The organism is Pseudoalteromonas sp., from assembly GCF_041629635.1.
In the GTDB taxonomy this organism is placed as follows: Bacteria; Pseudomonadota; Gammaproteobacteria; order Enterobacterales; family Alteromonadaceae; genus Pseudoalteromonas.
The window spans coordinates 1-11029 of the sequence record NZ_JBFKMX010000119.1 but is presented as its reverse complement, the minus strand read 5'-3'; the positions used below and the strand labels follow the sequence as shown (position 1 = coordinate 11029).

9 protein-coding genes are annotated in these 11029 nt (G+C 40.9%); 6 read left to right on the top strand and 3 right to left on the bottom strand.

Features of this window, described 5'->3' with window-relative positions; genetic code table 11:
• The coding region (locus ABYD77_RS14745) for a DUF1996 domain-containing protein (protein ID WP_372770882.1) at nt 1–1009 on the bottom strand (1009 nt) is incomplete at its 3' end.
• Between the two features lie 222 nt (nt 1010–1231).
• The gene (locus ABYD77_RS14740) at nt 1232–2164 is read right to left on the bottom strand and encodes a hypothetical protein (RefSeq protein ID WP_372770881.1); all 933 of its coding nucleotides are present in this window, start codon (nt 2162–2164) and stop codon (nt 1232–1234) included.
• 300 nt (nt 2165–2464) lie between these two features.
• Here ABYD77_RS14740 and ABYD77_RS14735 point away from each other — a divergent pair, with 300 nt between their 5' ends.
• The 5 genes from ABYD77_RS14735 (at nt 2465) to ABYD77_RS14715 (ending at nt 9646) form a co-directional block, all read left to right on the top strand.
• Nucleotides 2465–3721 carry an efflux RND transporter periplasmic adaptor subunit gene (locus ABYD77_RS14735; protein ID WP_372770880.1) on the top strand — a complete coding sequence of 419 codons (1257 nt, stop codon included), beginning with the start codon at nt 2465–2467 and terminating at the stop codon, nt 3719–3721.
• Between the two features lie 10 nt (nt 3722–3731).
• The gene (locus ABYD77_RS14730; RefSeq protein ID WP_372770879.1) at nt 3732–4472 is read left to right on the top strand and encodes an ABC transporter ATP-binding protein; all 741 of its coding nucleotides are present in this window, start codon (nt 3732–3734) and stop codon (nt 4470–4472) included.
• Nucleotides 4469–6901, top strand: a complete 2433-nt coding sequence (locus tag ABYD77_RS14725; RefSeq protein WP_372770878.1) for an ABC transporter permease — start codon at nt 4469–4471, stop codon at nt 6899–6901. Before ABYD77_RS14730 ends, ABYD77_RS14725 begins: the two co-directional genes overlap by 4 nt.
• Nucleotides 6902–7055: 154 nt before the next feature.
• The gene (locus ABYD77_RS14720; RefSeq protein ID WP_372770877.1) at nt 7056–8381 is read left to right on the top strand and encodes a sigma-54-dependent transcriptional regulator; all 1326 of its coding nucleotides are present in this window, start codon (nt 7056–7058) and stop codon (nt 8379–8381) included.
• Nucleotides 8381–9646 (top strand): PAS domain-containing sensor histidine kinase, encoded by a 1266-nt coding sequence (locus ABYD77_RS14715; RefSeq protein ID WP_372770876.1) that lies wholly within the window; start codon nt 8381–8383, stop codon nt 9644–9646. The genes ABYD77_RS14720 and ABYD77_RS14715 overlap by 1 nt, the downstream gene beginning before the upstream one ends.
• Nucleotides 9647–9650: 4 nt before the next feature.
• On the opposite strand, the gene ABYD77_RS14710 is transcribed toward ABYD77_RS14715, so the two are convergent.
• Complete coding sequence (locus ABYD77_RS14710; protein WP_372770875.1) at nt 9651–10499, bottom strand: LytTR family transcriptional regulator DNA-binding domain-containing protein; 849 nt, start codon at nt 10497–10499, stop codon at nt 9651–9653.
• Nucleotides 10500–10644: 145 nt separating this feature from the next.
• Between ABYD77_RS14710 and ABYD77_RS14705 the strand changes: the two genes are divergently transcribed.
• Nucleotides 10645–11029 (top strand): DUF2141 domain-containing protein (locus ABYD77_RS14705; RefSeq protein WP_372770874.1); only part of this gene is annotated, 385 nt, incomplete at its 3' end.

Genomic DNA, 11029 nt, shown 5'->3' with positions numbered 1-11029 from the left:
TGTCAAGCTCTTCACCATTCCAACAACTCGGGAAAAATACATCCATTCGCAGGCGATCAGGTGCAACACACTCCGGAATACTGGTGCTAAAACGCGGATTTGTAGAATCATTTGATTCCCACGACTGACAATGCCAACGCACAATACTCGTTGACTGTGCTTGCCCAGGCTGACCCATATGATCGCCCGCTATTATTTTTAATCCGGCAGGAATAACTTCAATACTGTTAAGGTTATCTACCCCAGCTGAGTAATAAAACACTTCATGTGCCTCATCGTCATTACCAACAACTGCTGGAACAACTTGCAGATTGGGCTGACCTGACTCATCAAATGTTTGGTCACCGGTGTTCGGATCATATACGGGCGCTAATAAAGTCGGTACCCAGTATGATGAGCGATTAAGATGATTACCTTGGCAACTGGAATCACCCTGACTATAAAGTGATTCCATGTTGGTTGAATGATCAACCTCGGTATTGCCATAAAATCGATGCAAATGGGCTGCATTTTCTTGCCCAGGATAGACAATCGGATCATTATAACTGGCATGCGAGAAATCACAATTGATGCGGAAAATGCCGCGCCAACTTGCATCATTAACCGCACTGGGTTGAACCGTTGTTTTAACTAAATCGGCATGTGGTGAAGTAATATTGAATACACTGTCTATAGTCCATTGATATTCTGTTGGTTCACTACGTTTACCATCAACAACTGCCCATACCTTCAGTAGATAACGACCACTTTCAAGACCTACATAGTGTTGCGGACTAGTGCAATTAGTAATATCGTATTCGTTTAGTTGACATTCAAAATTTGCTGTTTGCTCACTAGAAAAGTTAAAAATGGCATAAGCATCTTGATTTGTCGTATCCAACATTGCTGTAACTGCTGGCGCTGACATTGCAACGGGTTCATTAATGGAAATAAGCGGTGACTCACTCCCACCACAACCAACAAGCGCCGAGCTTACCAAAACAACACTGATAAAAGGTAATGATTTCATTTTGTATACCTGCTTTTGATTATCTCAAACACAAGTATGAATGTTGATATGTAAAGTAACGTAAACCCATTGTAAAAGTATGAAAAACACTCAAAAGGAGTAATTAAGTTGATAATGGCTTTAAAAAAAGCATAGGGATTGCTTGTTAAATCTTGCCTAATCAATTGAGAAAACGAGCTAAATTCAACAAAAGAAACAGCTGTCTTATTATGTAAAGTATGTTCAGCATTTACTCGAAGTGTCTATTTGCCATATTTGTTGTAACGCCAATTTACGTGTTTGCTCTGATAAGAGCGGATTATCTAACGAAACCAGCCGCCGTGATGGCAAATTTAATTGCGAGCGAATGCGATTAATATCGATATATTTTTCAAAGACACACTGAAAACTTCCATCAGCAATTGCAAGGGCTAAGCCATATTCCAAGCGCTTTGCTAACTCTGGATTTGATTTAGACACAAAAAAGAAAATATAAGAGGGGTAGTGAAGTAAAATATTTGGCTCTAATGCCAACTCATTATCTTTTAATGTCTCAAGCTCCACCAAAGCTTCATTAATCGCACGCGGAAAATGATCAATTCTACGTCGCTTTAATAATTCAATAATTGAATTGTAATTGCTCGTTCCAAGCACTAAAAAATCGTTGAAAGTAAGTACGTTATAATCAGGCCAATCGTGGCCTTGCCCAGCAATCATTTTTTTTAGATAAGTTTCATTATAGTGCTGCTTAAACTCATTTAACCGCTTGTTAAGTATGATTGATACCCGGTAACCCATAATACCATTAAGCAAAGGCACTCTAATTGGTATTGCTTGTTGCTCTCGCGTAATTGAGGTTACCGTCCAATAAACATCAATAGCCCCCTCAGCATTTAACTCTTTAAAAAATCTATCCTGCACCAACATTTCTTTAGTGATTACAACTTCTGCCTCACCATAACTATCCTTCGTTTTTTCAAGTGCGAGTTTGAGTAACGTGGTGTAATAATCGTGCGATTTAAAATCGTGAAAGCTCGTTGGAATGACTTTTATTTGGGTTATTGGCTGAATTGACGCTGAAGAAGTGGCCGTTTCCAACGCACAGGTAAACGCGGAAAAAAAGAGTGATATACCAACTAGCAGTATTATGCGTTTAGCCGCGTTAAAAATCAGCATAGAAAAACCATTTTATTTTTAATAAATCCAGATGGTTACAGGATTGTAACTTAGGTTGACAGTATGAGTCTATTTTAATCATATTTCGATGGTAAACCTCAATACCACATCTATTATACCTGTTTAATTAGACTAATCGTTTAATAACTATTTGAAATTATTTTCCCACTTTTAATTCCCATTCCCACTCAAGGGAAATCAACTTCAACCGCAAAAAAATAAGCACTTGATTTTATTGAGTTTAATTAATGGCATAGCTTTCGCTATAGCTAAACTATCAAAAGTTATTAAGTTAGTCAGATGGATATTAAACAAAGCCTTGCAAGTAATAATAAAAAGAAACGTTGGCCGATGCCGCTCGCGATTATTTTATCGCTCAGTTTAGTCGTGGGGTTTGCGTCCTCATTTAGTGATGGCGGTGCAACAATAAACCGAAATGAGTTACTGCTTGCAGACGTAAGTAGTGGCCCACTTAAGTTAACAGTGTCGGGTTTTGGCCAACTGCGTTCTAAATACAGCCGCTTTATTACTGCCCGTTATCAAGCACAAGTAGAGCAAGTATTTCACCTACCGGGTAGCCGCGTAACAAAAGACACCGTGATTTTGCGCCTTTCAAATCCTACACTTGAGCAGCAGCTAAACCGCGCTCGTTTAACGCTTGCTCGTCAAAAAGCCAACTTTGAAGCGTTAAAACTTAGCCAAAAAAGCGAAAAACTAAACCTTGAAGCAAACCTAACTTTGCTTGAAAGCGAACTCGCCAACGCCAATTTGCGCGCTGAAGCTGAGCAAAAACTAATTGAACAAGGCATTGTATCTACCCTTGATTACAAGCGCTCGCAATTAGCAGTATCACAGCTGAGTAAACGCGTTTCTCTTGCCAAACAGCAGCTCGGCCAAGCGAGTGATTTACACAACCAACGATTACAAGTTGAGCGCGAATTAATGCGCGAATTTGAGCTTAGCTTTAATGCAGCACAGCAAGATGTCGACAAACTCAATGTCACCGCAGGCATCAATGGCATGTTACATGCAGTCAATGTAGAGCAAGGCCAATCTGTGCAAATGGGCGCACCGCTTGCGGTAGTTGGCAGTGAGCATCAACTGCTTGCCGATTTAAATGTGCCAGAGCGCGAAGCAAGCCGCATTGAAGTCGGTCAAAAAGCAAGCGTAAACACCTTCGCAGGTACGGTATCAGCGGTGGTTAATCGTATTAATCCAATCGTCAGCGATGGTCGCATTACTGTAGAGCTTGAACTTACAGGCACCTTACCAAGCAATGCCCGCCCACAGCTCACCATTGAAGGTGATATTGTCACCGACGAGCTTAACCACGCCCTTTATGTGCGTCGCCCAAGCTTTATCAGTGGCGATACACAAAACCATATTTTCATTTTAAACCCTGCCGAAAATCAATTGGTTAAAACCCAAGTTGAGTTTGGTAAACTAGCCGGCGATAACATTGTTATCAATTCAGGTGCAAATGCCGGTGACACCCTTGTAATTTCAGACAGCTCTGATTTTAAACACTTGCAAACAATAACGATTACAAATAATTAAGGAAGCAATCATGGAAAATACACCGGTAATTGAACTGACCAATGTGTCAAAAATTTACTTTAGCGACGACGTAGAAACTCACGCATTAAGCGATATCAACTTACAAATTCATAAAGGTGATTACATTGCTATTAGCGGCCCATCAGGCTGTGGTAAATCAACCTTATTAAGTGTGATGGGCCTGCTTGATGATGTCACCAGTGGCAGCTATAAAATTGAAGGTGTTGATGCCAGCAGCCTTAATATGGATACCCTTGCCGAGCTGCGCAATTTGCATATTGGCTTTATTTTCCAATCGTTTAACTTAATTGATGAGCTTAGTGTTTACGACAATGTAGCGCTGCCGCTGTTGTATCGCGAACCCGCTTTAAGCAAAGCTGATATTGATACCCGCGTAAATACAGCACTTAAACAAGTGGAAATTGATCATCGTGCAAAACATAAACCAAATCAATTATCGGGTGGTCAGCAACAACGTGTTGCGATAGCGCGCGCCCTTGCTGGCAGCCCAAGCATTTTATTAGTGGATGAACCAACGGGTAACCTCGATTCAAAAAATGGTGATGCGGTAATGGCATTACTTGCCGAACTAAACGAACAAGGCACCACAATTTGCATGGTAACCCACGACCCGCGCTATGCCGGCTACGCTAAAAAACAAGTAAAACTGCTCGATGGCAAAGTGCTCAATACTAACAACCAAACAGTCAGCGCAATTGATGTTGAAACCCAATTGGAGGCGCATGCATGAGTGTCCAACGCCTAACCAAACAAATTAAACACGCTAGCAATTCGCTGCTACAAGCGCCAGGCTTTACCAGCGCCATTGTGCTTACTCTTTCGCTCACGCTTGCCTGCTTTTTTGTGGTGATGAGCTTATTTAGTAGCTACTTTATTAAACCACTTAATCTAGATGACGAAGCGCGCTTAGTGGTAGTGGAACAAGACAACGTCTATTCCGATAAAAATAGCCCAGGTTATCAAAGCTTTCAGTCGATTATTCACTGGTATAACAACCACGACAATTTTGACAAAGTCGCCGCAGTTAACATTGGCGAAGACGTAATCATGAATTTGCCTGGTCAGCCTAAGCTAAATTTGACCTTTGCCAGCGATGACTATTACGACATTACCAATATGCCGCTAGCCCTTGGCAGCTATTTAACACCACAACAACGCCTTGATGATAAAAGTACTGAAGTGCTAATTAGTTATCCAATCTGGCAAACGTACTATAACGGCGATAAAAACGTGTTAGGTAAAACCATTGAACTGGTGAATGCCCAATACAAAATTGTTGGTGTGGTCGGTAAAGAGTACGCAAACCCATTTATGTTTAATCGCAGTAAAAGTGATTTATGGTTTCACTTCAGCTCAGATCTGCGTTTTTATAATGAGGATCGCCCAAGCCCTTGGTGGAACTTATTTGGCAGCCTTAAGCTTATTGGCACTTTAAAAGAGGGCGAAACAAACGAATCAACCAAAGCGTTTTTACATGCACGTTTATTAGAAATAAAAAGTGAGTGGAAAGCGGTATTTGATGAAGTAGACGACATTGTGCCGATCGTCACGAATTTTCGTGAAAAGGAACTTAACGGCAACGATACGTTAGCAATTTTTATGTTAGTGGGCGTGGTCAGTCTGGTACTTATTGCCCTATTAAATGTCAGTAACTTATTTATTTCTCGCGCCGTAGTTAAGCACAAACAACTCGCACTGCAAGCTGTTTTAGGTGCAAAGCGCCGTGTTATCTTCACCAGTATTCTAGTTGAATCAAGCCTACTGATGGTGGTATCGGCAATATCGGGGCTGTTCTTTGCGGCCTGGGGCATTAAATTATTTAAGTTTTTGAGTGAAGGTCATTTACCACTTGTTAGCGCCATTAATCTCGACCTCACCGTAGTATCTTCTGCCGTAATTTGTTGTGTGGTATTTGCTTGGTTATTTGCTTTTATCACCAGCCGATTAATCAACTATGGCCAGCTTAGAACGCAAATTCAAAGCTCAGGTAAAGGTGGTGTTAGCCAAATCAAAGGCAGCACTGTAAAGCTGTTAATTGCGCTGCAACTGTTTTTAGCAACAGCCCTTGTAATTGGTGCCACCATGGCATTAAACAAAACGTTAGAAACGCTATTACGGCCGCTTGGCAGTGAAGTAGAGAACCGCTACAGCGTGTATATGTTTTTACGCGACAGAGACAGAACGCCAGAGGCCCGTTACAACGCTATTAGCGACATCCGCAAGGCAATTGAAAAAATTGACGGTGTTGCCCGTGTTGGACATGGCGACAGTCCTGTGAATGATGGCGTACGCTCAAGTACAGTAAAAGATATGTCAGGTAAAGAAACTATCTTTATTCCACAAGCTTGGGTTGGCCGCGATTACTTTGATATTACTGGTCTTAAAATTATTGAAGGTCGCACCTTTAGCGAAGCTGCCATTCGCGGTGAAAAGCACGAATTTTTAGTGTCAAAAGCGGTAAATGATTTACTTAAACCTGGCGGCAGTTTAATTGGCGAAAAATTCTTAAGTTTTGACCCTGATAACCCAGTTGAGGTAGTTGGTATAACTGAAAACTTTAATCACCCTAAGTTTTTTGATAAGCACCAAGGGCGTCATTTTTGGTGGCCATCACAAGCGTTTGGCTACCCTTACATTATTCAAATGGAACAAGGCAAAACCCTAAACCGCGAAAAGTTACTACAAGCAGCACGAACCGTGGATAGCCGTATTGGCCTTTGGAAATTTGATTTTCTTGAAGACGAGCACGCCAAAATAGTTCATATGGAACGCATCACATTGAGCTTGTGTATTGTACTGGGGATCTTTACTTTAGTACTTGCTGGCATTGGTATATATGGTGTACTTAGCTATAACCTAGGTCTGCGCCGCTACGAATACGGTATGCGAATGGCTCTCGGTGCAAAGCGCAAGCGATTGTATCAGCAGCTGTTGTCAGATACCCTACTGCCTTTAGCTGTGGCCTTTATTGCCGCAATAGTTGTAATGATTGGCGGCTATATGCTGTTTAAAACACAATTATCAAATTGGTTGCTTCTCAATTGGCTATGGCTCAGTATAACTGCCATAAGCATTGTGATTTTTGCTTTGTTTGCAACCTTGTTCCCAATGAGTAAGTTAATAAACGCAAAGCCAATGGCTGTATTAAGAGATAATTAACCTAAATTTGAGGTTATTACCTCTGCTCTAAGCCCGCTTTGCAAACCTGAGCGGGCTAATACCAATTTTATTAATCATTTGATCATTCTAGCGAGCTAAATGACCAGCTAATTAATGCAATTGGTATAAGTTTTATGACTATAAAAATAAAATTATGAAAAAAATACTGATCATTGATGATCATGTCGATGTGCGTTTATCGGCGCGCATTGTACTTGAAAGCCATGGCTACACGTGCACTGAGGCAGACCACCCAAGTGTGGGCTTAGCCCTTTTAAAAAATCAGCAAATCGATTTAATTTTGCTTGATATGAACTTCACCAAAGACACCACCTCTGGTGAAGAAGGCCTCAGTTTTTTAAAAGAACTGAAACACCAAGAGCTGACAATTCCCGTGATTGTCATCACCGCATGGGCAAAGGTTGATTTAGCCGTTAATGCAATGCAACTTGGCGCATCCGACTTTGTCGAAAAGCCGTGGAAAAACGTCAAATTACTCGAATCTATCGAAAACCAATTAACGCCAGAAAATACCAGCGATGCCCAACTTAGCAGCGGATTTTTAGCATTAGGCGAACAATCTAAAACGCTCGTTAAAGCCGCGAGCCGCATCGCCAAAACTGACGCGAATGTGCTGATCACCGGCGAAAATGGCTCAGGTAAAAGCCTACTTGCTAAGTACATTCACAATAACAGCCCACGCGCAAACCGCGATATGGTGAGTGTGAATATGGCTGCTATTCCCGATAACTTATTTGAAAGCGAATTATTTGGTCATAAAAAAGGCGCATTTACCGACGCTAAAGAAAACCGCGAAGGACGCTTTTCCCGAGCCAATGATAGCACCTTATTTTTAGACGAAATTGGCACCTTGCCAATGCCACTGCAAGCCAAGATGTTGCGTGTTTTAGAGACCGGTGAATTTGAAATACTGGGCAGTTCAAAAACCCAAACCAGCAATGCACGCATCATTTCGGCAACTAATGCCGACCTTGAAAAAGCCATTAACAATGGCGAATTTAGACGTGATTTATTGTTTAGGCTAAATACTCTAGTGCTCACCATTCCGCCGCTTCGCGAACGCCAAGACGAAATTGCCTTACTTGCCAATCACTTTATTGAAAAACACTGTAAGCGCTACGGTTTTGAGCCTTTACAAATTACAAATACCGCGTTAGAAAAACTCAAAGCGCACAGTTGGCCAGGTAATGTGCGCGAGTTATCACACGTATTAGAGCGCGCGGTGATTATGACCGATGGCGACAGTATTGAAGCAACACATTTGCAACTCGAGCTCAGCACACAACATGAAAGTGTGCCACTGATGAACCTAGAGCAAGCTGAAAAGCTAATGATCAATAATGCGCTCAAGCACTTTGATGGCAACGTTATTGCTGCAGGCGAATTTTTAGGGCTAAGTAAATCAGCTATTTATCGACGCATCGAAAAATTCAATATTAGCGTTAAAGAGAGCAGCTAATGCAAAAGCACTCGTTAGAACGCACGGTCATTGCACTTTTTACGCTACCTTGTTTGATTTTATTAGGGCTATTAATTTTTTTAATTGTGCACTTTAAGCTCGATTTTCTTGAAGGCACAACACTGATTATTGCCCTACTCGCCCCAGTTATTCTGGTATTTACTTCACTGTATCGCCGATTTTTTAATACCCTCGACAGCGTTGCTGTGCAGCTTGATGGCTTAGCTAATGAAGAGTTTACGGTATGGCACCTTGCTAAGTACTCAGCAGGTCGCGTTGCTGGACTCAAACGTGATTTACACACTATTGCCAAGCGCATTCAAAATAAACGCCATGAATACGCACAAAACGAAAGTTTTATCTTTGATTTTATTAACGAACTTGAACTACCCATTATTGTAATTGATAGCCAATCGCAGGTTTATCATCACAATCAAGCGGCATCCGATTATTATCAAACTACTAACTTATTAGGTAATGATTTAGCCAGCCTAGGACTAAGTGTCGATGCCGATAAATGGCAGCTCAAACAAAATAATCAACGTCATAAAGTAGTTGCACATCTATTGCAAAGAGGCAATCGCCATTATCGTTTGTTGGTATTTGTATCCATTGAACAATCTTTAAGGCATAACGAAAAAGAAGCATGGCAAAAGCTGGTAAGGGTACTAAATCACGAAGTTCGCAACTCACTTACGCCAATTTATTCAATGGCGCAGTCGCTGCAAGAGTTACCGAGAAACACTCAGTCTGATCTTCAAACCACTATGCTTAACGTAATTGAGAAACGCGCTGAGCACTTGTTGGAATTTGTTGCAAGCTACTCAAAGTTGTCGCAAATCCCAAGTGCAGAACTTGCCAACGTTACCACAGATGAAATAGCCAAACGCTGCGAAGCGCTGTTTCCCGAAGTCGATATGATCATTGAACAAAGTGGCTGTATAACCTGTGATATTGAGCAGTTAGAGCAGGCGCTACTCAACCTAGTTAAAAACGCCAATGAGGCAAATTTAGCTGCGAACGCCTCTGGCGTGACTATTCGGATTAATCAAACCGATAATTGGCAAATTGCCATTGAAGATAACGGTATTGGCGTTGATTTAAACGACAACCTATTTGTGCCGTTTTATTCAACCAAACCTGAGGGTTCAGGCATTGGTTTAGTATTAAGCCGTGAATTAATACGTAACCAAAACGGTGAGTTAACACTTACAAACAAAACTAGTAAGCAAGGTGCTGTTGCGCTTATAAAATTTCAAAATTAATGGTTTATTTAAGATCTAACTCCGCTTTGGTATTGGCTAAATAGGTTTGTGACACTGGCACTTCGGTGCCATTCACCATTACAAGCGCCAGCTTTCGTCCATCTTTTTTAGTATCTACCACGGCATCTTTGGCAACCCACCAAGAACGGTGTGTTTGAAAGCCGTCATAATGCTCCAGCTTGCTGAGTGCATCTTTAAAGCGCATTAATAGCAGGTGCTCACCTTTATCTGTCATCACATTTAAGTAATGGTCATCCATTTTCAAACAAATTAATTTACCGCGTTTTGCCATGGGTAATTCATTAATCAGTGATTCGATTGGTTGACTTTGAATGTTCTCTACTTTTTCTGAATTTAGCGCTAATTCTTTAGCATTTTGTTTAAGTTGTTTCTGTTGCTGCATCACTAAATTTTTAATTGAGCCTACACCCGTAATAATACCGCCAATAAAAAGACTTGTTAAAAACGATAACGGTAGCGATTGCCAATAATCATTAAATATGCCAAAAAAAGCCGAAATAATAAAAGGTGCTAACAGCCCCATTAATACACTTGCTACTAACGTGGATATGACTAAATGAATTACCGAATTATTGATTGGTTCGGGTAACACTCGGGAAAGCCACTTTGATAAAAAAAACATGGTTGGCGAATACAACACATAGCCAGTAAAGCAAATCACTGTCCAAAAAGTCCCTGCATACAGCAAATCGACCTGATGCATTCCAAACGGTCTTAGAAAGGTTAAAAAGATCACAAAAATAGCCACAACCAATGAATCACTCAGTATGTCTTTGGCATACCGAAACTCTGTTAAATACTGATTTTGTTGATTTATTTCACGATTCGCCAATTGAACACCATTACTTTTGACTTATTTTACGAAGTTTTCAGCTGCACTGACGAAAGCGTCATTGTTGCATTAAAAAAATCACTTTAACGTTTATCTCACGGGCAAATAACCGCTCGAATTATTTACTCAAATATAAGGACAAACAATGAAACTTTTAAAACTATGCGTAATTGCTTTAAACCTTTTTATTCTACCTATATACGCGCAAACCGTGCAATTTAATATTGAGGCGGTTAAACACAGTAACGGCAAACTCTTTGTGCAGTTGTTCCAAGGGGAAGAAAACTACAAAAAAGGCAAAGCGTATAACGCAACCATTGTGAGCGCTAAACAAGGTAGCGTAACGGTAACATTTAACGATGTTGCACCGGGTGATTACGCCATTCGTTTTTTCCATGATGAAAATGATAACGGCAGCCTAGATACAAATATGTTTCGCATTCCCGTTGAAGGTTATGGCTTTTCAAATGATGCGACTGTGAACTTTGGCCCACCAAGCTATCGCGAAATGGCATTTGCAGTTGCTGATA